A 23124-nucleotide genomic window follows, 5' to 3' on the forward strand; every position below is an offset into this window, starting at 1 on the left:
TCGTAAATATCTTTATCTTTGTAATGCTATTAATTTTAAACTTTTAAAAATGAAAAGAATACTATGTCTTGGTCTGTTGTTAAGTGTTTTACTTACAGCTTGTAAGGTGGGTAAGAAAGAAGAAAATAAAAAACAAGAAGAGGTAAAAGTTGAATATGTGTCTTTTGGAGAAAAAATTTCTAATGACAATGCTATAGATAAAGAAGCAATGACAAAAAAGTTTGAAGAAATGAATGTTGGAGACACAATTGATGTTAAGTTTGTAAGTACAATTGATGCCGTATGTCAGAAAAAAGGATGTTGGATTAAAGTACCTTTAAATAAGGATAAGAAGTCTTTTGTGAAATTTAAAGATTATGCGTTTTTCTTACCAATGAATTCTGCTGGTAGTAAAGTAGTTTTAAATGGGAAAGCATTTAAAAATGAAGTTTCTGTAGAAGAATTACAACACTATGCAAAAGATGCAGGGAAATCTGAAGAAGAAATTGCTAAAATAACGAAACCAAAAACTACTTACTCTTTTTTAGCTGATGGAGTTTTATTAGAGTCTTCAGTTAATGAAAAGTAATTTCAAATTATCAATAATTATAACTTTAGCGGGACTGTTGCTGCAATGCAAACAGTTTCCATCTAAAGATAAAGTTACCATTACTACCAAAGTTCCTGAGAAATTTAACATATATCAGCCTTCAGAAATGTCAATGTTAATGAGGGAAATGTTAAAAAGTAATCAAGAATTAAGAGAAAAAATAATTGCTGACAAAGAAGATATAGGTGATTTTAACGAAGCTTTTTTAAAGATTCATACGGCGAAACTAACAAGTAGCGATAAATACGATGATACTTATCCTACCTATGCTAAGCATTTCGAACAAATGCAAAAAGCAGTTTTTACTGTTGCAAAAGAAAAAAGAAAAGAACAATTTAATAATGTTGTAAATGCTTGTGTGGCATGTCATACAAACAGATGTTCAGGTCCAATACCAAGAATACAAAAGTTAGCAATTCAATAATTTGAAGAGAGAAATAATCATAACGTCCGACGGTTCTACGACAATTCATTTACCAGAATGGAATGAACAATACCATTCTAAACATGGAGCTATTCAAGAAGCGTATCATGTTTTTATTAAAAACGGGTTAGAGTATTTCAAAGAAACTCATAAAGAACTTAATGAAATTTCAATTTTAGAAATAGGATTCGGTACAGGTTTAAATAGTTTTATTACGTTTATTGAAAATGATATTTTAACTAATTATGTTGGAGTAGAAGCGTATCCTGTAGCGGTAGAAGAAGTAACAAAATTGAATTATGTTGCTGAATTAAATGCTGAAGAGAATAGAACATTTTTCAATAAAATGCATGCAGCTTCTTGGGGAGAAAAACATGAAATAAATGATAGTTTTTGGCTAACAAAGCGTCAGCAATTCTTTAAAGAAATTGATGATAAAGAATGTTACGACATTATTTATTTTGATGCATTTGGAGCTAGAGTTCAACCTGATTTATGGACAGAAGCTATTTTTAAAATCATGTACGAAGCTCTAAAAGAGAATGGAGTTTTAGTTACTTATTCTGCAAAAGGTAGTGTAAGAAGAGCAATGCAAGCCGCTGGTTTTTTGGTTGAACGTTTACCAGGGCCTCCAGGAAAAAGAGAAATGCTAAGAGCAACAAAAACTTTGTAAAATAAATCAGGAGTAACTCATAATTTTACTTTAATATTTGTTGAGTTGCTCCTGTAATTTCTAAATTTTCTTTTTGAGTAAAAGCTATTAAACGTAAATTGTTTTCTTGTAAGTAATCTTTAGGAATTTCTATATCAAAATTACCATCCTCATTATTGATAGAACTTGAAATTTGTTTGATAACAATATTACTATTGGTAATACTTTTATTAGAGTTTTCGCCTCTTTTTACAAAGGTTGATTTTCTTTCTAAAACCAATGCAAAAACAATACTCTTTCCTTCAGTACTTCCTAAGACCTCGTAAGAAGTAGAGATAGAATTATTTTTTGATTTAGTATTCTTTAAAATAATTTTATTAGAGCTTTTAAAAGTATCATATTTATTTAATCGTTGTTTTATTTTCGTTTTATTAGAACCCACAAAATGTTCAGCTCCATTAATAACAAGTTGAGGAGTATACACACTATTACTATTAAATTTTTTTCCGTAGGTATATTGCAACTTTGTAAATTCTCTTGAACTAAATGGATCTACCCAACCTAAACGATTCCAATAATCTACATGGTACGACATAACAATTACATTTTTATTAGCAGTTTCTTTTTTAACCTGTTCTAATAAATAATCAGCTGGAGGACAGCTACTGCATCCTTGAGAGGTAAATAATTGGAAGACTAAAAAAGAATCTTGATTTTTAGTAATTTCTTTTTGAGAAAAAATAGACAAGCTTATAAGAAATGTAAAAAGAAGTAGTTTGTTCATTCAAAATGGTTTGTGCATTTAGGCGAACTAAAACGGAAAACCTTACTTTTTTAACAGAGTTAGAAATAGAATATATATCTTCGAAGCCTAATAATAATGTAGAGAATGAAGTTTGAAAGACGTTTTGGTAAACGAAGAAAGAGTAACCCAAAGAAAGGATTGTTTTTAATAGCACTTTTAATTTTGGTGTTGTATTTGTTTTTTAATGCTGAAAAAATCTTAGATAAAATTCTATAATGAAACCGTTTCAGTTTAAACAATTTACAGTTCATCAAGACAAAACAGCAATGAAAATAGGTACCGATGCAGTTTTGTTAGGAGCATGGTGTGATTTAGGCGAATACCCAGATGCAATTTTAGATGTTGGTTCGGGCACAGGAATTATTTCATTAATGTTAGCCCAACGTAGTGATGCAATGACTATTGATGCAGTAGAAATAGATGAAAATGCGTATGAACAAACGGTAGAAAATTTTGAGCAATCTGATTGGGGAGATCGTTTATTTTGCTACAATGCTTCCTTTGTTGAGTTTGCTGAAGAAATGCAAGAAGAGGAAGAAGAATACGATATTATTGTTTCGAACCCTCCGTTTTACACAAATGCTTTTGAAACTGAAGATGAATCTCGAAATAAAGCACGTTTTACTTCCTCATTGTCTTTTGAAGAGTTGTTAACTGGAGTTTCAAAAATACTGTCTAGAGATGGAATGTTTTCAGTTATTATTCCGTTTCAAGAAGAAGAGAGTTTTAGTGTTCTAGCTAAAGAACAAGGTTTATTCTTGAGTAAAGTTTGTAGAGTAAAAGGAAACGAAAACTCTGATGTAAAAAGAAGTATGCTAACTTTTTCGTTCCAAGAAAAAGAAATATCTACAGAAGAACTTATTATAGAAAAAGAAAGGCACCAGTATACTGATGCCTATATAAACCTTACGAAAGATTTTTATTTAAAAATGTAGTCTTAATTCTCTTCGTTATAATCAAACTTATTTGTTAAAAAGATATTGGCAATTTCATTGAACATTTTGGCATTATTACGAGGTGCTCCGTGGTTTGTACCTGGCATAATACATAATTGAGATTTTTTAATATTGTCAAAAATTTCAACAGCATGTTCGTTTTTAATAATATCTCTATCTCCAATCATAAGTAGTACAGGTGCAGTGATTTTTTGTAATTCAGTATGAGTAATATTTGGTTGATTTAATAATAACTTGTCTAAAAGTAATTCGGTTTCCCAGTTTTTAGATTTATCACCTTTTTTAATCATTTTTATAGATTGAGAATGCATTTCTCTAACCTGTTTATGCGCCCATTTATTAATTGCAGTAGTGTCTGGTCTTAAATTAGCACCCATTGTAATAATCTTGTTGATTTTTACATTGTTGTTAATACCCATTTTTAGCGCAATAATTCCACCGTCGCTCCACCCAAGAATATTAATAGTGTCTAATTTTAAATGTTTAACCAAAGCTTCCATATCGGTAGCCATTTGGTTATAAGTTAATTCTTTAGTGTTTAATTCTGATTTTCCTTGACCTCTACTATCAGCAGCTATAACTCTGTACTTGCTCTTAAAATAGTCGATTTGATATTCCATAGCTTTAATATCTGTACCACAGCTATGAATAATTAATAAAGGTTCTCCAGTACCGTATTCTTCATAATAAATTTTAGTTCCGTTTACCTTTGCAAACTTCCCTTCTTCTTTATTATTTCCGTAAGGAGTACTAAACTTTTTTTGTGCATTAATAATGCTAAATTGAAATACAAAAAGAAATAAAATTGCTTTATAAAGTATTGATGCTTTCATTATGCTAATGTTATGGTTTTGTTTATGATAGTTGTATTAAAAGCCAGCAAAACTAATAGGAATCTTATTAAGAATCAAGAAAGAATTTATTCTTTTTTTAGATGTTGCGAAGAAGATTGTAAAAACAAAAAAAGACACTAAATAGTTAGTGTCTTTTTTTTATTGGCGTTGAAAATATTTTAACCTCTTAAACTGTCAGGATTATATCCTAAATAAGGAACTTTTTTCTCTACAAAGGTAATTCCGTATTCTTCTAGTTCTTTTAAGATAGGCTCATAAACTTCTTTTTTAATAGGTAGTTGTACTCCTGGAGTTTTAATCTCTCCGTTTAAGATACGTAATGCAGCCATAGCAACTGGTAAACCAACCGTTTTTGCCATTGCAGTGTATGTTTGATCATCTCCTTTAATGACCATACTACTTTCAATTTGGCGTTTTTCTTCTTTGTATTGATAACCAAATTTATGATGCATTACAATCATATCTTTATCCTCTTGCTCTAAAGTCCACCTTTCAGATAATATTTTTTGTAATATTTGGGCAGGAGTAGCATTTTTCAAACCAACTTTTTTATTCGGATTAAAAATGTCTAATTCTAAGAATTTATCCCACATAATATCATCTTGATCAATTTTTAGATACGAACGGAATTTTAATTCCACAGAATCAGTAGGAGAATAGGCTAAGAATAAGTTTGTAAAGTCACGATAGCTCATGTTTTCTGAATCTTCAATAGTATAAGAATCATCAGTCATTCCTAATTGAACAAAAACATTCCAAGCTCTTGAAAAACCTACTTTTCTAATTGTACCACGATACATTGTTGGTACATCATCTAAGTTATAAACGCTTCTGTATTTTAAAGAATCTCTATTAGCGTATGCTTCAAATTTTCCATGTCCATCAATATCTAAAAACTCTGTTCTTCTAAATAATTTATGATAAGGGATGTATTTGTAAGTATCTTCTTGAATAAACATAGCTGCACCACCTTGACCCGCTAAAACCACATTTCTTGGATTCCATGTGAATTTATAATTCCATAAGTTGGTGTCACTTTCAGGAGCTACTAATCCCCCACAAAACGATTCAAATAATAGCATTTTAGCTCCATGGTCATGAATGCGATCTATAATTTGCATTGCACTCATGTGATCAATACCAGGATCTAAACCAATCTCGTTCATAAAAACAAGACCTTTTTCTTTTACAGCTTCGTCTAGCTCTTGCATTTCTTTAGAAACGTATGAAGCCGTGACCATATGCTTGTTGTAAGTAACACAATCTTTAGCAACTTCAATATGAAAACGAGCTGGAAGCATAGAAATAACAATGTCTGCATTTTTAATAGCTTCTACTCTTTGATCTGCATTAAATACATCTAATTGTATAGCAGATGCATTTGAGTGATTATTAATTTTTGATTGTGCGTTTTCAACAGATACATCACCAATAGTTATATGTAAGTTTTCTGTTGAAGATTTATCTAATAAATATTTTATAAGAGAAGAGCTAGATCTACCAGCTCCAATTATCAATATTTTTCTCATTATACTGTACTTTTGTTGTCTGAATTTTGAGGCGACAATATCGTTAAAAAAGTTTAAAATTAAACAAAAACAATAAAAATGTATAAAAATTTAACAATAGCTGCTTTTTTAGGAATGTTAGCAGTAATCTTAGGAGCTTTTGGTGCTCATGCTTTAAAAACAAAACTAAGTCCTGAAGCTTTAAATAGTTTTGAAACTGCAATTCGATATCAAATGTATCATGTGTTGGTGTTGCTATTTGTAAATATGTATGAAGGTTTTTCAGAAAAAATGAAGAATAGAATTAGCTACTTATTTATTGTAGGAATTCTCTTGTTTTCGGGCTCAATCTATTGCATTTATTTATTAGGTGTGTCAGCAAAATCAATTTGGTTTATTACACCATTAGGAGGAGTATTCTTTATTATAGGATGGTTAATACTAACTATTGAGTTTGTTAAAAAAGTTATTAAAAACACTTAGTTAATAAAATTTTTTAATGATAGATGAGTTTAGACAAAAAGAACTATTTTTGTCTAAAATAAAACACAACTAAAATCATTTAAGATGACAAATCTTGATACGAAAACGATTTCGTTAGATGACTTAGGAATTGAAGGAGCTACGGTGCGTTACCAACTGACTTCTGATGAGTTACACGATATCACAATTGAAAAAGGACAAGGAGAGAATACTAGTTTTGGTGCTTTAGCTGTAAGAACAGGAGAGTTTACAGGACGTTCACCAATGGATCGTTTTATTGTAAAAGACGACATAACTAAAGATGAGATTTGGTGGGGAGACATCAATATTCCTTTTGATTCAGAAAAATTCGATAAATTATACGATAAAGTAACAGCATATTTATCTAACAAAGAAGTGTTTGTTAGAGATTCTTATGCATGTGCTGATGAAAATTATAAATTAAATATTCGTGTTGTAAACGAATATCCTTGGAGCAATATGTTTGCTTATAACATGTTTTTACGTCCTACTGAAGAAGAGTTAAAAAACTTCTCACCAGAATGGACAGTTGTAAATGCTCCAGGTTTTATGGCTAATCCAGAAGTTGACGGAACTCGTCAACACAACTTTGCTATTTTAAACTTTACTAAAAAAGTAGCATTAATTGGTGGTACAGGTTATACAGGAGAGATTAAAAAAGGAATCTTTTCTGCATTAAACTTTATTTTACCAGTATTTAAAAATACGTTACCAATGCACTGTTCTGCAAATGTTGGTAAAGATGGAGATACCGCTATTTTCTTCGGATTATCAGGAACAGGAAAAACGACTTTATCTACAGATCCTAACCGTAGTTTAATTGGAGATGACGAACACGGATGGACTAACGAAAACACTGTTTTTAATTTTGAAGGTGGATGTTACGCTAAAGTAATTGATCTTTCTCAAGAAAAAGAACCAGAAATTTATGGAGCTATAAAGAGAGGAGCGATCTTAGAAAACATAATTATGGATGATAAAGGAAATGTAGATTTTGCAGACACTTCTATTACGCAAAATACTCGTGTAAGCTATCCTATTTATCATATTGAAAATATTCAAACTCCATCAATCGGTAAAAATCCTAAGAATATATTTTTCTTAACTGCTGATGCTTTTGGAGTATTGCCTCCAATATCTAAATTAACACCAGGTCAAGCCGCGTACCACTTTATTTCAGGATATACTGCTAAAGTAGCGGGTACAGAAGCAGGAGTTACAGAGCCGCAACCAAGTTTTTCAGCTTGTTTCGGTGCACCATTTATGCCATTACATCCAACAAAATACGCTGAGATGTTAAGCAAAAAAATGAAAGAAACTGGTGTAAACGTTTGGTTAGTAAACACAGGTTGGTTTGCTGGTCCTTACGGAGTTGGAGATAGAATGAAGTTAAAGTATACACGTGCAATGATTAATGCAGCTTTAACTGGTGGTTTACCTGAAGAAATTACACACGAAGATTACCATATTCATTCAGTATTTGGATTGGCACAACCAAGACAATGTCCTGGGGTTCCTTCAGAATTATTAAGCCAGCGTCAAGCTTGGAACAATGATGAAGGTTATTATGAAACTGCACACAAATTAGCAGATTCATTTAGAGAGAACTTTAAGAAGTTTGAAGAATATGCAAATGATGAAATTTTAGCGGGAGGACCTCCAACTAAATAATCGAAAATAGATATAATAAAAAAGCACTCAAATACTGAGTGCTTTTTTTATGCGATAACTTTTCTATAATCTCTGGGAGCTACTTTTTTATAATCTTTAAATTTTCTATTGAAATTAGAAAGGTTTTTAAAACCACTTTGATATGCAATTTCGCTAATTGTTAATTCATTATTATTACCTAAAAGCTTGCAAGCATTTTCAATTCTTAGTTCGTTTAAAAAAGTAAAATAGGTTTTGTTGGTTCTCTGCTTAAAATACCTACAAAACGCATTAGGAGTCATGTTTGCTTCATTGGCTATGGTATCTAAATCAATATTCTTATCAAAGTTATGAATAGTATAATCCATTATATTTCTCATTCTTTTACCTTCATTATCTGTATATTTTCGAGGGTAAATAAAGTTTGAAAGAGAACTACTTTTAGATTTATTAATGATATTTAGTATTTTAAAAAAGTTAATAAAACGTTCTAAATTATTTTGATGTTGAAGTAATAAAAACTGATTTATAATTTTAGTTTGATTATTCATAATTCTTAATCCGGATATAGATTTAGAAAAAAAGTTTTGAAGCTCTTTAAAATCGTCAAGTTCAAAAAAAGACTTACCAAATGATTTTTTAGTAAAAAAAAGAGAAATCATAAATGACTCTTTAATAGCTGTCGTATCACTTTTAAAAACATGGGGTAAATTACTTCCAATAACTAAAATATCTCCAGTTTTATAATCACTAACAGTATCAGCAACAATTAAAGTTCCTTCACCTTTAATAATAGCACATATTTGAATCTCTTCATGCTGATGTAATTTATCATAAAAAACTTCTTCTTTATCTTCTTGATAAATGAGTCCAATATTTTGAGTCTTCGGAATTTTAAAGGGAAAAACTTTCATTTTATATGTAATACTTAATTATCATGACTATGTAAAAATATGCAAATAATACCTTTTAATAACTGTTGTGTTGTTTAAAAAGATAATATAATATTAGTGTGTGTTAATATAGATAAACCAAAAAGACAACTTGCTAGGTAATTTTGTATAGAAAAATAAAACACAATGAGCATAGAATGGAAAGGTGTAATGCCTGCAGTAACAACTAAATTTACCAATGATGATACTTTAGACTTAAATATGTTTGAAGTAAATATTAAGGCACAATTAGAAGCAGGAGTTCACGGAATTGTTTTAGGAGGAACATTAGGAGAGGCAAGTACTTTAACGAATGAAGAGAAAAGTATATTAACTCAAAAAACGGTTGATATTGTTAAAAGTAAAGTTCCTGTACTTATTAATATAGCAGAACAAACTACGAAAGCGGCTATAGAGGCAGCTCAAAAAGCTGAGAAAGATGGAGCTAGAGGTTTAATGATGTTGCCACCAATGAGGTATAAAGCAGATGGTAGAGAAACTGTTGAATACTTTAAAGCTGTGGCTAACAATACATCATTACCAATTATGGTGTATAACAATCCAGTAGATTATGGAATTGAGGTTACCTTGTCAATGTTCGATGAATTGTTAAAATGTGGTAATATAGAAGCTGTAAAAGAATCTACAAGAGATATTTCTAACGTGACTCGAATCAAAAATAATTTTGGAGATAGACTAAAGATAATGACTGGAGTAGATACACTAGCTTTAGAAAGTTTATTAATGGGAGCAGATGGTTGGATTGCTGGTTTGGTATGTGCTTTTCCAAAAGAGACAGTTGCTATTTACGAGTTGCAAAAAGCAGGAAGAATTAAAGAAGCTTTAGAAATTTACAGATGGTTTTTACCATTGTTAGAGTTAGATATCAACGCAAAATTAGTGCAAAATATCAAGCTTGCTGAAGTTGCTACTGGTATAGGAACAGAAAATGTAAGAGCACCACGATTACCTTTAATAGGAGATGAAAGATCTCATGTTGAGCAAGTAATAGAAAGCGGATTGAAAAATCGTCCAGCTTTACCAGATTATAAGAGTTTACAATTAGTACATTAAATTTAGGAGAATGATTACAGGTAAAAATTATATAGGAAACAAACTATCCGGTAAAGGAACTATTACACATAGAACCATAAACCCTAAGTTAAATATTGAAAATCCGTACGAGTTTGTTCAAGCAACAGAAGAAGAAGTTGAAGAAGCTGTAGCATTATCTGAAAAAGCATTTCAAGAATATAAAAACTATTCAGGCAAAAAGAAAGCTATTTTCTTAAATACTATTGCTGATGAAATTTTAGCACTAGGAGATGAACTAATCCAAACCTATACTTCAGAGTCTGGTTTACCAGAAGGAAGAGCTATGGGTGAGCGAGGTCGTACGATGAATCAATTAAGAGCCTTTGCTAATTTATTAGAAGAAGGAACTTGGAATAATAGTGTTATTGACACTGCAGATGCTTCACGTGAACCAGCACCAAAACCAGATATTCGAAGAATAAATATCCCTTTAGGTCCTGTAGTGGTTTTTGCAGCAAGTAATTTTCCTTTAGCATTTTCAACAGCAGGAGGGGATACTGCAAGTGCATTAGCTGCAGGTTGTCCTGTTATTATGAAAGCACATTCAATGCATGCGGGAACTAGTGAATTAGTTGCTTCAGCAATAATAAAAGCTGCTGAAAAAACTGGAATGCCAAATGGAATTTTTTCAAACATTACAGGTAGTGGTAGAGTTGTTGGTGCAGCTTTAGTAAAACATCCTAAGGTAAAAGCGGTTGGGTTTACTGGAAGTATTTCAGGAGGTAAAGCCTTATGTAGTTTAGCAGCAAATAGAGAAGAACCAATTCCTGTTTTTGCAGAAATGGGAAGTATCAATCCTGTAATTATAACTCCAGAAGCAATTGCAGCTAGAGGAGAAAATATAGCAAGTACTTATGCAGGTTCAATAACATTAGGAGCAGGACAATTTTGTACCAATCCAGGATTGTTATTAACCATTAAAAGTGATAAAACGGATGATTTTATAAATGATTTAGGTAAAAAAGCTGCGGAAATTGAATCGCAATGCATGCTGCACCCTAATATAAAAAGAGATTTTGTTGCTAATGGAAATAGTGTTTCTGCTCAAGCTGGAGTAGAAGTAGTTTCAGAAATTATTGAAGCCGTAGCTGAAAATAATGCTCCTACTAAGATTGTAAAAGTTTCTGGAGAGCAATTCTTAGAAAATAATAAACTACATCAAGAGGTTTTTGGTCCTTTTTCTTTAGTGGTTGTGTGTGATTCTAAAGAAGAACTGATAGAAGTTGTTAATGGATTAGAAGGGCAATTAACAGGAACAATTTTAGCAGAAGAATCAGAACTGTCTACTATGAATGATGTACTACAAGCGTTACAAAATAGAGTTGGGAGAATTATTTTTAATGGAGTGCCAACAGGTGTAGAGGTCTGTGCTGCAATGACTCATGGAGGGCCGTTTCCTGCATCGAGTGATAGTAGATTTACTGCGGTAGGAGTTAATTCAATAAATAGATGGGTAAGACCTTTTAGTTATCAAGATTTTCCTGACAGTTTATTGCCTGATGAATTAAAAAATAGCAACCCATTACAAATTTTACGATTAGTTGATGGTAGCTTAACAAAAGACAAAATCAATTAACAAAAATTAAGAATTTCTTTAGACTCTGTTTGAATAAAAACGATTACTTTTGGCAGCGCTAAAGAAATTGACAATAAAGCCAACTACGTTTCTCTTGAATAGTTAAATAATGAAGGGGTTTTTCTAAGACGGAGAACTAGTTGGTAATTCAATTTTTAGCATGAGAAAAACTTTCTTCTGTATAGACGCCCATACTTGTGGAAATCCGGTTAGAGTTATCGCCGGAGGAGGTCCAAATCTTATTGGACAAAACATGAGTGAAAAACGCCAACATTTTTTACAAGAATACGATTGGATTCGTAAAGGATTAATGTTTGAACCGAGAGGTCACGATATGATGAGTGGTGCTATAATTTATCCACCTCATAATCCAGAAAATGATTTTGCAATACTATTTGTTGAGACTTCTGGATGTTTGCCAATGTGCGGGCATGGAACTATTGGAACAATAACCATTGCCATTGAAGAGGGGTTGATTACCCCGAGAATTCCAGGTAAAATAAGAATGGAAGCTCCTGCTGGTTTGGTTGAAATTGAATACAAACAAACAAATAATAAAGTTGAGTGGGTAAAGCTGATTAATGTAAAAAGTTATTTAGCTGCAGAAGGATTAACTGTCGATTGTCCTGAATTGGGTGAAATTACATTCGATGTTGCTTATGGAGGAAATTACTACGCTATTGTCGATCCGCAAAAAAACTTTGTTGGAGTACATGAGTTTACAGCTTCAAAAATTATTCAATATTCTCAAATAGTTCGTGCTAGAATTAATGAGAAATATCCAGATATGTTTATTCATCCAGAAAACGAAACGATTAGAGATGTTTCGCATATGTTATGGACAGGAAATCCTATTGATGAAACTTCTTCAGGAAGAAATGCTGTTTTTTATGGAGATAAAGCAATAGATAGGAGTCCTTGCGGAACAGGAACTTCGGCACGATTAGCACAATTACATGCTAAAGGAAAACTAAAAAAAAGAGAAGAGTTTATTCATGAAAGTTTTATTGGTAGCAAGTTTGTAGGTTGTGTAGAAGAAGAGGTTGAACTAGATGGAAAATCCGCAATTATACCAAGCATAAAAGGTTGGGCAAAAATATACGGGTACAACACTATTATAATTGATGATGAAGACGATCCTTATGCACACGGATTTCAAGTAATTTAATAGTGATGGAAAAGAAAGTACTCATAATAGGTGGTGGAATTATAGGATTGTGTTCTGCATATTACTTACAGAAAGAAGGGCACTCGGTTACTGTTATCGATAAATCAGATTTTTCAAAAGGAGCTTCATATGTAAATGCAGGTTATATAACTCCTAGTCATATTATTTCTTTAGCTGCTCCTGGAATGATTTCTAAAGGAATAAAATGGATGTTCAATCAATCAAGTCCGTTTTATGTAAAACCAAGATTAGATGCAGATTTTCTAAAATGGTCTTGGTTATTTAAACAATCAGCTACTCAGAAAAAGGTTGAAGCATCAATCCCTATTATTAAAGATATCAATATTTTTAGTAGAGGATTATATGAAGATTTAAAAAACTCTAAGGATTTTGATTTCTTTTATCAGCACAAAGGTTTGTTAATGTGTTATCAAACAGATAAAGCTGGAGAAGAAGAATGGAATGTTGGTAAAAGAGCGCTGAAAGAAGGATTAAATGTAGAATTGCTAACTAAAGAAGAAGTAACAAAAATAGAATCGACTGCCAACCTCAATGTTAAAGGAGCTGTGTATTATCGTTCTGATGCACATATGACTCCACAAAACTTTATGAGACAACTAAAGTTATATTTAGAGAAAGTAGGAGTTAATTTTATAGCAAACACTGCGATAAAAGATATAAACTTGTTAAACGATACAGTGTCTTCTGTGGTGACAGAAAAAGGAGAGGCTTATTTAGCAGATGAAGTAATATTAGCTTCGGGAGCTTGGTCTTCTGAATTGGTTAAAAAGTTGGGAATAACAATTCCGTTACAAGCTGGTAAAGGATATTGTATAAATACAAATAAAGACACAGGAATTACAATTCCATCTATTTTAATGGAAGCTAAAGTTGCTGTAACACCAATGGATGGATTTACAAGATTTGCAGGAACAATGGAATTGGGAGGAATTAACCATTCAGTAAATCCTATTCGAGTAAAATCAATAGCAAGAGCAGCTGAAAAATATTATGATAATGTAAAAATTTCGCCTCAAGAAATTGCTGAAGCGAAATGTGGCTTAAGACCTTGTTCTCCTGACGGATTGCCGTATATTGGTAGAGCATCTAAAATTAAAAACTTAACCATTGCAACTGGTCATGCAATGATGGGATGGAGCTTAGGACCAGCTACTGGTAAGTTAGTTTCTGAGCTAATTTCTGAACAAAAAACAAGTTTGAATTTAGCTCCTTTTAAAGTAGAACGATTTAAGTAAATAAAAATAGAAGTTATGATTTTAAATAGAATTGCAGCACTAAGGAATTATATGAATCATCATAATTTAGATACTTTTATCATACCTTCTACCGATCCGCATCAATCAGAATATGTAGCAGACCATTGGAAAGTTAGAACTTATTTTTCAGGATTTACAGGCTCAGCAGGAATTTTGATAATCACTCAAAAAGTCGCTGCTTTATGGACAGATTCTCGTTATTTCTTACAATTTGAAGATGAATGTGGTAATTCAGAAATAGAATTGTATAAACAATCAATACCACATGCACCAGAACATATTCCTTGGTTATGTAATTTACTGAATAAAAAAGATACAATCGGAATTGACTTTAGACAGTTTTCTAAATCGCAAATAGACTATTTAAAAGATTGTATAGGAGATAAAGAAATTCAACTAAAAAATCATCCTCATTTTACTAAAGAGATTTGGTTAGATAGACCGAGTTTGCCTAAAGGAAAAGTTTCAAATCATTCGTTAGAATTTTCAGGAGAAAGCGCAAAATCAAAACTTGCTAAAGTTCAATTAGAATTAAAAAAACAAAAAGCAGATTATTATTTTTTCTCTTCTTTAGATGAAATTGCATGGTTGTTTAATATTCGTGCTACTGATGTTGATTTTACTCCTTTGGTAACCAGTTATGCCTTGGTAGGAGTAGAAGAAACTATTTTATTTTGTAATTGTGAAAGATTTAGTCAAGAACATCTTGAAGAGTTAAAGAGCATCGGAGTTTCGGTTTTAGATTATGATGAGGTCGCAGTAGAGTTGCCCAAACTGTCTAAAGAAACTGTAATTGTAACCGATGTTTTTAGTTTAAATTATGCTTGTTACAATGCAATACAGGGGAGCATTGTTCATCAAAATTCAGTTGTAAAAGAATGGAAATCTATTAAGAATACTACTGAAATCAACGGTGCCATTTCTTGTATGAAAAAAGACGGAGTAGCACTCACTAAGTTTTTTATGTGGTTAGAAGAAAGTTTACAACATAAAAAGCTTTCTGAATATGAAATAGGAAGAAAATTAGAATCTTTTAGAGCAGAACAAGAGCGTTACTCTGGTGAATCGTTTGCAGCAATTGTTGGTTATAAAGGAAATGGAGCAATTATTCATTATACCGCACCAAAAGAAAAATCTGCTTTAGTAGAAAAAAAAGGAATTCTATTAATTGATAGTGGAGCGCAATACAAAGACGGAACTACAGATATAACCCGAACACTTTGGTTAGGAGGAGAACCTTCTGAAGCTATTAAACAAGCTTACACAGCGGTGTTAAAAGGGTATATTTCTTTAGAACAAATTTCATTTCCAGAAGGAACCATAGGAGTACAACTTGACGTATTAGCAAGAATGCATTTGTGGCAAGAAGGGTTGAGTTATCCACATGGAACAGGACATGGAATAGGGAGCTTTGGAATGGTACACGAACCTGAGCAAGGTTTTGCAACAAGTGGAGTCACTTCTCGTGGAACAGCAATTCATAAAGAAAATCAGTTAACAACGATTGAACCAGGTTGTTATGTAGCTGGTGAATTTGGTATTCGTATAGAAAATATAGTACTGTCTAAATTCAGTAAAAAAACTCAATTCGGAACGTTTTTAAAATTTGAACCACTTACATTATCCCCAATCGATACACAATTGATCCTTGTGGACAAACTTTCTGAAAAAGAAATACAATGGTTAAATGAGTATCATCAAAAAGTTTATGACACACTGTCTGGTCTTCTAAATAAAGAAGAATGTGAATGGTTAAAAGAAAAGTGTAAGAAAATATAGTCTAACAAGAAGTATCAGCTATAATTTTCCATTCACCATTAATCTTTTTGAAAATAATCATAAAAACTCCATTCGCATTACCAACTTTTCTGGTGAGATGATATTCTCCCATAACGAAATATGATTCTTTACCTACTTTAGAAATATCATTTACTTTAAATTTTAAAGTTCCAGAATGATCTTTGGTAGGGTATCCTCTTTTATAATTTGCTAAAGTTTTATTCCAACCATAAGTTAAACCACTACTTCCATAAAATTTTAAGGAATCAGATTTCCAGTATCCCTTCATAAAACCTTCTAAATCGTGATTAGACCATGCTTTTTCTTGAGCTTTCATTACAGACAATATTTGCTGCTTTTCTTCTTTCTCTGTTGAAACAGAATTGTTACAAGAAATTAAAAATAGGGCTACTAAAAGTGTAAGAATATATTTCATTTATATTGTGTTTTATAGCAAATCGTAATTTAAGAATCTTATCGCAAGATAAATCCATTTTTCATAGGATCGTTAGGATCTATAACAAATGTTTGCATTCCAATGATATGAGCAGTTCCTTCTACTTGAGGAATTACAGCTTTGTACGAGCCATAATCAACTTCTTCAACAATACTTCCTTTAAAAACCGAATTGGTAATGCTTTCAATGGTCATAGTATTACCAAAATCAATTTCTTTTCGAGCTTTATGAATTGCCATTCTACCTGAAACCCCCGATCCTGTTGGGCAACGATCTACTTCACCTTCAGCAAAAATACATACATTTCTACTGTCGTTTCCAGAAGGTTGTTTGGTATTGTCTATAAAAATAGTTCCGTATAAAAAGCTTAAATCTTCTTCAAAAGGATGTGTGATATCTTGATTAGATTTCATAACAGCATGTTTTATATCCATTCCTGTAGAAATTAATTGTCTGTAAGAGTTTGGAGTTAAATCAAAATTGAAATTGTTTTTCGCCATGTCTACGTATGCGTAAAAAGCTCCGCCGTAAGCTAAATCGTAAGTAACATTTCCAAGTCCGTTGATGTTTATAGTTTTATCTAAATCGACTACAAAACTAGGAACACAATGAAAACGAACACCAGTAACCTTTCCGTTTTTAACATGAGCATAAGAAGTTATTCTACCACAAGGAGCATCAATTTTTAGAATATTATCGCCTTCTTTTACAGTAATCCAATTCATTTCTATGGCTAAAGTAGAAATGGCAATAATTGCATGACCACACATGGTAGAGTAGCCTTCGTTGTGTAAAAAGATTATTCCAAAATCTCCATCATCATCGTTTGGAGGAGTTAAAATACAGCCATACATATCGGCATGACCTCTTGGTTCAAACATAAGAGCAGTACGTAAATAATCGAAATTTTCCTTGCAATATCTTCGATATTCTAAAACTGATTTTCCTTTTAATTCAGGAAAACCATCTAAAATAACACGAAGTGGTTCTCCACCTGTGTGCATATCGATCGTTTTGATTTGTAACCAATCTTTATTCGGAACAAAAGTTGCGTTATTAAGTATGTTGTTATAAGTGTTTTTAGACATTGGTGAATTTTTTATAGTAATAATTAGCGGCAACTAAATCTTCTAACGCATGACCTACAGATTTGAATACAGTGATTTCTTCATGGTGGTTTCTCCCTAAATGATTCCCTGAACATAAGTCAAATAAATCTGCTTGTATATCTTGCTGTTGAATACTCCCATTTTGTAGCGGTTGTACAATATCTCCACTTTCTTTAAGTCCACCTTGAAAAGTATCTACAAAAACAGAAGATTTAATTATAGTTTCATCATCTGCTTCTCTCATATTGGTTTTATAAGCACCAACTAAATCTATATGTTGTCCTTTTTTGAGGTGTTTACCTAATACAAGCGGAACTTCAGAAAGTGTTGCAGAAGAAATAATATCTACATCACTAATTTTTTCTTCAATAGTATTTATAGGAGCAATATTAAAAGCTTCATTTTTTAAAAGATTACAAACTTTTTGAGTTTTTTCTAATGAGCGTCCCCAAATAAAAACTTCGTTAATAGGTCGTACACTTGCGTGTGCTTTAATTAAGTTAGATGACAATGCTCCAGTTCCTATCATTAATAATGAATTGGCATTTTTTTTAGAGAGAAAAGAACTTGCAAGGGCAGAAGCTGCTGCGGTTCGTTTTGCAGTTAAGCTTTTTGCTTCAAGAATTGCTTTTATAGTACCTTTAATAGCATCTAAATAGAGATAAGTTCCATTTATTGAAGGAAGATTAAAGTCGCCATTTTTAGGACTTACAGTAACTAATTTTACTCCAGCATCTTCACTCGGGTTCCATGCAGGCATTAATAACAAAGTAGAATCTGCATTTACTGATGGATTCGGAAAATCGTGATGATGTCTTAAAGGAACAATCGTTTTGTTGTTTTTAAAAGCATCTTTTAAAACTGATACTAACTCGATAAAGTTGGTGTGAGTTTCAATAAAATTTTCATCAATTTGAAGAATAGTTTCCATAGTTTAAAAATAGAAAAATCAATTTTTGTAATGCAATTCTATCATTGAAGAAATTAAAATTCAATCTATCATAGCTAAAAAAGTATCATTATTGGTTTTTGAAAGCTGTATTTTTATAGAGAATAAACTAATTAAGATGCAAAGATTTTCCTACTCATTATTACTGTTATTTCTTATTTCATGTAAAACCAATTACAAAACATTTGAAGAATTAAGTTTAAAAGCAAAGTTAGAAGTGTTGTTCCCAAAATCTGAAGTTACTTCTATACAAACAAATGACCATTTTAAAGAAGCTTATCAAGTAGTTTTAGAGCAAAACTTAAATCCGAAAAACAAAGAAGAAGGAACATTCAAGCACTATATGTATATAAATAATGTTGATTATAAAAATCCCACAGTATTAATTACTGATGGATATGCTTCTAGGAACAGAACTACAGAATTGAGTAAATTGTTAAAAGCAAATCAGGTAATTGTGGAGTATAGAATGTATGGTAAATCGCGACCAGATTCTATTCCATGGAAATACTTAACGAATGACAATGCTATTGAAGATTATCATTCTATTGTATCAAAATTAAAGAAGATATATACAGGAAAATGGTTATCATCTGGAATTAGTAAAGGGGGAGAAACTACATTAATATACAAGTCGAAATATCCAGAAGATGTAGATGTTGCTGTTCCTTATGTAGCACCGTTAATTAATGGATTAGAAGATACACGAACGAATGAATTAATCAATTCGGTAGGAACAGAAGAATGTCGAAATAACATTAAAAAGTTTCAAAGAGCAGTCTTAGAAAATAGAAAAGCTATTTTAAAATTATTATCGGATTATGCTGAAGAAAAGAAGATGAGTTTTACTGAAGTTCCTCAAGAAGAAGCATTAGAGTATTCTGTACTTGAACTTCCGTTTTCATTTTGGCAATGGGGAGGAAAGTGTGAGGAGATTCCTAACGAAAAAGCTTCAGTTCAAGAACTTTTTAATTACTTAGAAAAAGTATCAGGGTTTGGTTTGTACAACGATAACGGATTTAATTATTACTTACCGTCATTTTACCAGCATATTAAAGAGTTAGGGTATTATGGTTTCGATTTAGAACCAGTGAAAGATCTTTTAAAAGTAGTAAAACGTTCTTCTAATGACCGATTTGCACCTAAAAATACAGATTTAACGTATGACGCTAATTATATAAAAAAGGTTAGAGAGTTTATAGAAAATAAAGGAAATAAAATCTTGTACATTAATGGAGCTTATGATCCTTGGGGAGCTTGTGCACCAATACCAAAACCTAATGTAGATGCATTAAAAATGACTTTAGCAAAAGGAAGTCATGCAACTCGTATAAAAGATTTTTCTAAAGAAGATCAACAAAAAATATACAAAACATTACAGCGTTGGTTGGGAGACGAAGTAAAAATATATCCGCTCTATAAAAACTAAAACAAGACTTTCTTTGTAGATTTGTTTTCCTAAAAAATAACAAATGATTGTACAAGGAAACATTGTAGATATACTAAACAAACGAATTTTTAAAGGAGAAGTAGAGGTTGAAAATGATAAGATTGTAGCGGTTAGAGAAGCAAATCATTCGGTAGAAAATTATATACTTCCTGGTTTTGTAGATGCTCATATTCATATTGAAAGTTCGATGTTGGTGCCTTCTGAGTTTGCCAAAATAGCAGTGATTCACGGTACAGTAGGTACAGTTTCCGATCCGCATGAAATAGCCAATGTTTTAGGAGTTAAAGGAGTTGAGTTTATGATTGAAAATGGAAAGAAAGTTCCGTTAAAATTCAATTTTGGAGCACCTTCTTGTGTACCCGCAACTTCTTTTGAAAGTGCAGGGGCAGTCATAGATTCGGATGATATTAAAAAGATGATGGAAAATCCAGATATCAAATATCTAGCAGAAATGATGAATTATCCTGGAGTTATTTTTCAAGATGAAGAAGTGCTAAAAAAAATAGCTTGGGCGAAACATTATAACAAACCAGTAGATGGTCATGCACCTGGAGTTAGAGGAGAAGATTTAGACAAGTATATTGCAGCGGGTATTTACACCGATCACGAATGTTTTACTTATGAAGAAGCTTTAGAGAAGTTGCAAAAAGGAATGAAAGTTATTGTTCGTGAAGGAAGTGCTGCAAAGAATTTCGAAGCGTTGATTGATTTACTTCCTGAGCATTACGAAAACATGATGTTTTGTTCTGATGATAAGCATCCAGATGATTTGTTAGTAGGACATTTAAACCAACTTTGTGAAAGAGCAGTAGCAAAAGGAATGGATGTTTTTAAAGTGCTACAAGCAGCTTGTGTGAATCCTGTAAAGCATTATAATTTAGATGTAGGATTGCTAAATAAGAGTGATTTCGCAGATTTTATTGTAGTAGAAGATTTAGAAAAGTTCAACGTTTTACAAACTTATATCAATGGAGAATTAGTTGCTGAAAACGGACAATCGTTTGTAAAACACGTAGATTTTGAAGTATTAAACAATTTTGATACAAATAAGAAAAAAGTTGAAGATTTTGAATTTCATTCTGCTTCCGATAAGATTAGAGTTATTGAAGCTTTAGATGGTGAATTGGTTACGAATGAAATCGAAGCGTCTTCATTAATTAAAGACGGAAATTTAATTTCAAATACTGAAAATGATGTGCTAAAAATGACGGTGGTAAATCGTTATAAAAATGCAGAGCCTTCTATTGCATTCATCAAAAACTTCGGATTAAAAGAAGGAGCAATTGCAAGTTCAGTAGGACACGATTCACATAATATTATTGCTGTAGGTGCATCTGATGAAATGATTTGTAAAGCAGTGAATTTACTAATCGAAAACAAAGGAGGAGTTTGTGGAGTAACTTCTTCTGAAGAAAAAGTAGTGCCGCTTCCTGTAGCAGGTATTATGAGTGATAAACCCGCAGAAGAAATAGGTAAAGCGTATGCTGAATTAGATATAATGGCAAAAAATATGGGTAGCAAATTAAGAGCTCCGTATATGACTTTGTCTTTTATGGCGCTGTTGGTAATTCCATCCTTAAAATTATCAGACAAAGGTTTGTTTGATGGAAACTCTTTTCAGTTTACTTCCTTGGAAATTAAATAAAACTCAATGAAGATTGAAAACAAATATATTGTACTTGAAACCGAAGCTTATCTTGAAAAAGAAACAAAGGAGAAATTCTATCCATTTTATGAATTAGAATATAATCAATGGATTGTATATGAAGATGATTATCCTAAATATTATTTTGAGTTAATTGAGGATACAAATAGTATAGTTGTTAACGATTTAATTTTGAAAGTAAAAGAAGGAAACGATTTAGCTGATTTAATTGTTGAGATGGGAAAAAAGAGAAATAAATCATGGAGTATTCATTCTTCCAAAGTAGGAAAGGAAACAGAAGATAGTTTTAATAATGAGATTCTAAAATTAGAAAATTTAAAAATAGTTGACTAAAACCGTATCGCCAACTTTTTAAGCAAGCGTAAAACTTCCACATATAACCAAATTAAGGTAATTAAAAAGCCCCAAGTAGCAACCCATTCACGTTCTTTTGGGGCTTTTCCTATATATCTATTTATGTAATCAAAATCTAATAGAAGACTTAACGAAGCAACTATTGCAGTTATCACATTAAAACCTATAGCGTACCAAGATGCTCCCCATAAAAAAGGAACACGAATATCAAAAAGCCATAAAATCCATCCAATAAAATAAAGCATAAAAATTGTTGCCGAAGCAGAAATAACAATTGCTCTAAATTCTCGTGTAACTCTAATTAATTTCCATTGATATAGAAAAAGCATTACAAAAAAAGTGAGTAACGTAACTCCAATGGCTTGAAAAGGCAAACCAGGAAATCGTTTATGAGCATAAGCACTTATTCCTCCCAAGAAAAATCCTTTTGCTAAAGCATAGATTGGTAATAAATATTTAGCGGCATTGTTTCTATATGAAATAAAGACGCTACAAAATATAGCAACCAAAGCTCCAATTGCCGTATACCATTTGGTATTTACACCAGCAAAAAATAAGTGCCAGGTATAAAACGCAGTACAACTAACCAAAACCAACATAAAGAGCGACTTGAAAATAATTCCGCTTAAAGACATTTTTGCTTTTGAGTATCGAGAAGATTTTCTCCAAAAATAATTTGTAAAAGCAGGGTTCGATGTTCGCAATCCAAATACGCTCATAAACAATTTAATTGATTAGTTTTGTCTTTGTACAAAGTACAATAAAATTTGAAGACAGAAAAAATCATATTAGGTATCGATCCAGGAACTACCATAATGGGGTTCGGAATTATAAAGGTTATTGGTAAAAAAATGGAATTTGTTCAAATGAATGAATTACTCCTAAAAAAGTACGATGATCATTATTTAAAATTGAAAATTATTTTCGATAGAACCATTGAATTGATAGATACTTATAATCCAGATGAAATTGCCTTAGAAGCACCTTTTTATGGAAAAAATGTACAATCGATGTTAAAGTTAGGAAGAGCACAAGGAGTAGCTATGGCAGCAGGATTGTCGAGAGAAATTCCAGTAACAGAATATGCGCCTAAAAAAATTAAAATGGCAATTACTGGTAAAGGAACGTCGAGTAAAGAACAAGTTGCTTTAATGTTGAAATCTTTATTGAATTTAAAAGAATTGCCTAAAAACCTAGATGCAACAGACGGATTAGCAGCTGCAGTTTGTCATTATTATAATTCAGGAAAAAAAATAGGAGGAAAGAACTATACAGGTTGGGCAGCATTTGTAAAGCAGAATCCAGGTAAAGTAAAATAAAATTATGAGGAATTACTATAGCTTATTTTTAATAATACTTTTTTCAAGTTT

At 31.7% G+C, this 23124-nt stretch carries 24 protein-coding genes; 16 read left to right on the forward strand and 8 right to left on the reverse strand.

Annotated elements, in window-relative coordinates:
• Positions 1 to 49 precede the first annotated feature (49 nt).
• Genes WH52_RS11795 through mnmD form a run of 3 tightly spaced genes read left to right on the forward strand, consistent with a single transcriptional unit; the run spans position 50 to position 1686 of the window.
• The gene (locus tag WH52_RS11795; RefSeq protein WP_086031158.1) at positions 50 to 568 is read left to right on the forward strand and encodes a DUF4920 domain-containing protein; all 519 of its coding nucleotides are present in this window, start codon (positions 50 to 52) and stop codon (positions 566 to 568) included.
• Positions 558 to 1013, forward strand: coding sequence for a hypothetical protein (locus WH52_RS11800; protein WP_086031159.1), 456 nt, complete (start codon positions 558 to 560; stop codon positions 1011 to 1013). Before WH52_RS11795 ends, WH52_RS11800 begins: the two co-directional genes overlap by 11 nt.
• A 1-nt stretch (position 1014) precedes the next feature.
• A complete protein-coding gene (gene mnmD / locus WH52_RS11805; RefSeq protein WP_086031160.1) occupies positions 1015 to 1686 on the forward strand; it encodes a tRNA (5-methylaminomethyl-2-thiouridine)(34)-methyltransferase MnmD in 672 nt (223 codons plus the stop codon).
• 25 nt (positions 1687 to 1711) lie between these two features.
• Here the strand turns inward: mnmD and WH52_RS11810 are convergent, their stop codons facing one another.
• Positions 1712 to 2449, reverse strand: coding sequence for a DUF1223 domain-containing protein (locus WH52_RS11810; RefSeq protein ID WP_086031161.1), 738 nt, complete (start codon positions 2447 to 2449; stop codon positions 1712 to 1714).
• A 105-nt stretch (positions 2450 to 2554) separates the two neighbouring features.
• Between WH52_RS11810 and WH52_RS15070 the strand changes: the two genes are divergently transcribed.
• Together WH52_RS15070 and WH52_RS11815 are read left to right on the forward strand one after the other, a co-directional pair.
• On the forward strand, positions 2555 to 2686 hold the full coding sequence (locus WH52_RS15070; RefSeq protein ID WP_262509543.1) for a hypothetical protein: 132 nt from the start codon (positions 2555 to 2557) through the stop codon (positions 2684 to 2686).
• A complete protein-coding gene (locus WH52_RS11815; protein WP_086031162.1) occupies positions 2686 to 3405 on the forward strand; it encodes a tRNA1(Val) (adenine(37)-N6)-methyltransferase in 720 nt (239 codons plus the stop codon). Before WH52_RS15070 ends, WH52_RS11815 begins: the two co-directional genes overlap by 1 nt.
• A 2-nt stretch (positions 3406 to 3407) precedes the next feature.
• Here the strand turns inward: WH52_RS11815 and WH52_RS11820 are convergent, their stop codons facing one another.
• Positions 3408 to 4259: an alpha/beta fold hydrolase gene (locus tag WH52_RS11820; RefSeq protein ID WP_086031163.1), complete on the reverse strand. Its 852-nt coding sequence runs from the start codon at positions 4257 to 4259 to the stop codon at positions 3408 to 3410.
• 179 nt (positions 4260 to 4438) lie between these two features.
• Positions 4439 to 5809: a saccharopine dehydrogenase family protein gene (locus tag WH52_RS11825; protein WP_086031164.1), complete on the reverse strand. Its 1371-nt coding sequence runs from the start codon at positions 5807 to 5809 to the stop codon at positions 4439 to 4441.
• Between the two features lie 78 nt (positions 5810 to 5887).
• Here WH52_RS11825 and WH52_RS11830 point away from each other — a divergent pair, with 78 nt between their 5' ends.
• Positions 5888 to 6271: a DUF423 domain-containing protein gene (locus WH52_RS11830; protein WP_086031165.1), complete on the forward strand. Its 384-nt coding sequence runs from the start codon at positions 5888 to 5890 to the stop codon at positions 6269 to 6271.
• An 84-nt stretch (positions 6272 to 6355) separates the two neighbouring features.
• Positions 6356 to 7963, forward strand: a complete 1608-nt coding sequence (gene pckA / locus WH52_RS11835) for a phosphoenolpyruvate carboxykinase (ATP) (protein ID WP_086031166.1) — start codon at positions 6356 to 6358, stop codon at positions 7961 to 7963.
• 47 nt (positions 7964 to 8010) lie between these two features.
• Here the strand turns inward: pckA and WH52_RS11840 are convergent, their stop codons facing one another.
• A complete protein-coding gene (locus tag WH52_RS11840) occupies positions 8011 to 8856 on the reverse strand; it encodes an AraC family transcriptional regulator (protein ID WP_086031167.1) in 846 nt (281 codons plus the stop codon).
• Between the two features lie 165 nt (positions 8857 to 9021).
• Between WH52_RS11840 and WH52_RS11845 the strand changes: the two genes are divergently transcribed.
• From WH52_RS11845 to WH52_RS11865, 5 genes are all read left to right on the forward strand, one after another.
• Positions 9022 to 9948 carry a dihydrodipicolinate synthase family protein gene (locus WH52_RS11845; protein WP_086031168.1) on the forward strand — a complete coding sequence of 309 codons (927 nt, stop codon included), beginning with the start codon at positions 9022 to 9024 and terminating at the stop codon, positions 9946 to 9948.
• Between the two features lie 10 nt (positions 9949 to 9958).
• Positions 9959 to 11545 (forward strand): aldehyde dehydrogenase (NADP(+)), encoded by a 1587-nt coding sequence (locus tag WH52_RS11850; protein ID WP_086031169.1) that lies wholly within the window; start codon positions 9959 to 9961, stop codon positions 11543 to 11545.
• Between the two features lie 160 nt (positions 11546 to 11705).
• Positions 11706 to 12713, forward strand: a complete 1008-nt coding sequence (locus WH52_RS11855) for a 4-hydroxyproline epimerase (protein WP_086031170.1) — start codon at positions 11706 to 11708, stop codon at positions 12711 to 12713.
• Between the two features lie 5 nt (positions 12714 to 12718).
• Positions 12719 to 13969: an NAD(P)/FAD-dependent oxidoreductase gene (locus WH52_RS11860; protein WP_086031171.1), complete on the forward strand. Its 1251-nt coding sequence runs from the start codon at positions 12719 to 12721 to the stop codon at positions 13967 to 13969.
• Positions 13970 to 13984: 15 nt separating this feature from the next.
• A complete protein-coding gene (locus WH52_RS11865) occupies positions 13985 to 15769 on the forward strand; it encodes an aminopeptidase P family protein (protein WP_086031172.1) in 1785 nt (594 codons plus the stop codon).
• A gap of 1 nt (position 15770) precedes the next feature.
• On the opposite strand, the gene WH52_RS11870 is transcribed toward WH52_RS11865, so the two are convergent.
• From WH52_RS11870 to WH52_RS11880, 3 genes are read right to left on the reverse strand one after another with little or no spacing between them, the layout of a single operon-like run.
• Entirely contained in the window at positions 15771 to 16205 is a 435-nt protein-coding gene (locus WH52_RS11870) for a YybH family protein (RefSeq protein WP_086031173.1), read from the reverse strand.
• Between the two features lie 38 nt (positions 16206 to 16243).
• Entirely contained in the window at positions 16244 to 17314 is a 1071-nt protein-coding gene (locus WH52_RS11875) for a proline racemase family protein (protein ID WP_086031174.1), read from the reverse strand.
• Positions 17307 to 18266, reverse strand: coding sequence for an ornithine cyclodeaminase family protein (locus tag WH52_RS11880; protein ID WP_086031175.1), 960 nt, complete (start codon positions 18264 to 18266; stop codon positions 17307 to 17309). Before WH52_RS11880 ends, WH52_RS11875 begins: the two co-directional genes overlap by 8 nt.
• 136 nt (positions 18267 to 18402) lie before the next feature.
• On the opposite strand from WH52_RS11880, the gene WH52_RS11885 reads away from it, so the two are divergent.
• Genes WH52_RS11885 through WH52_RS11895 form a run of 3 tightly spaced genes read left to right on the forward strand, consistent with a single transcriptional unit; the run spans position 18403 to position 21733 of the window.
• The gene (locus WH52_RS11885) at positions 18403 to 19713 is read left to right on the forward strand and encodes a S28 family serine protease (protein WP_086031176.1); all 1311 of its coding nucleotides are present in this window, start codon (positions 18403 to 18405) and stop codon (positions 19711 to 19713) included.
• Positions 19714 to 19756: 43 nt separating this feature from the next.
• Positions 19757 to 21379, forward strand: a complete 1623-nt coding sequence (gene ade, locus WH52_RS11890) for an adenine deaminase (RefSeq protein WP_086031177.1) — start codon at positions 19757 to 19759, stop codon at positions 21377 to 21379.
• A gap of 6 nt (positions 21380 to 21385) precedes the next feature.
• Entirely contained in the window at positions 21386 to 21733 is a 348-nt protein-coding gene (locus tag WH52_RS11895; protein WP_086031178.1) for a hypothetical protein, read from the forward strand.
• On the opposite strand, the gene WH52_RS11900 is transcribed toward WH52_RS11895, so the two are convergent.
• Positions 21730 to 22473, reverse strand: coding sequence for a Bax inhibitor-1/YccA family protein (locus WH52_RS11900; protein WP_086031179.1), 744 nt, complete (start codon positions 22471 to 22473; stop codon positions 21730 to 21732). The two genes, WH52_RS11895 and WH52_RS11900, sit on opposite strands and share 4 nt — an antisense overlap.
• Before the next feature lie 48 nt (positions 22474 to 22521).
• Between WH52_RS11900 and ruvC the strand changes: the two genes are divergently transcribed.
• On the forward strand, positions 22522 to 23073 hold the full coding sequence (ruvC, locus tag WH52_RS11905; protein WP_086031180.1) for a crossover junction endodeoxyribonuclease RuvC: 552 nt from the start codon (positions 22522 to 22524) through the stop codon (positions 23071 to 23073).
• Positions 23074 to 23124: the final 51 nt, after the last annotated feature.

The organism is Tenacibaculum holothuriorum (assembly GCF_002120225.1).
GTDB classification, from domain to species: Bacteria; Bacteroidota; Bacteroidia; order Flavobacteriales; family Flavobacteriaceae; genus Polaribacter; species Polaribacter holothuriorum.